Consider the following 419-nt stretch of genomic DNA (forward strand, 5'->3'; position numbering starts at 1 on the left):
CCGTCACCGTGACGACACGACCGGCGCTGGCCCTGCTGCTCCGCTTCGGCTACCACTTCCTCTCGCTCGTGGTGATCGTCGTCTTCCTCGCGCTGGGCATCGCGCCGTTCCGGGCCGTCGTCTACGCGACGCTCGTGGCGGCGGGGTTCGGCCTGGTCGAGCGGGCGGTGTCGCGGCGCGACCCGCTGGATCCCGACGCCGTGCCCCACTCGCTGGCCGGCGCGCTGCGCGAGTACGGCCTCGAGCTCTACCGGGCCCTCGCCCTCGGGATCCGCGCGGTGCTGCCCGTGGCCTCCGTCTGCGCCGCGGCCGGGATCATCACCTCGGTCATCGTCAAGACCGGTCTCGGGCAGAGCCTGGCCGACCTGCTGGTCGCGGCCGCGCGGGCGCTGGCCAGCGACCCGACCGCGGTGCTGATC

General features: G+C 74.5%; 1 pseudogene. It reads left to right on the forward strand.

Annotated elements, in window-relative coordinates:
• Positions 1-419 (forward strand): annotated as a pseudogene (locus tag I6F37_RS41725) (hypothetical protein); the annotation flags it as partial.

It is taken from the genome of Bradyrhizobium sp. NBAIM08, assembly GCF_020193935.1.
In the GTDB taxonomy this organism is placed as follows: domain Bacteria; phylum Pseudomonadota; class Alphaproteobacteria; order Rhizobiales; family Xanthobacteraceae; genus Bradyrhizobium; species Bradyrhizobium yuanmingense.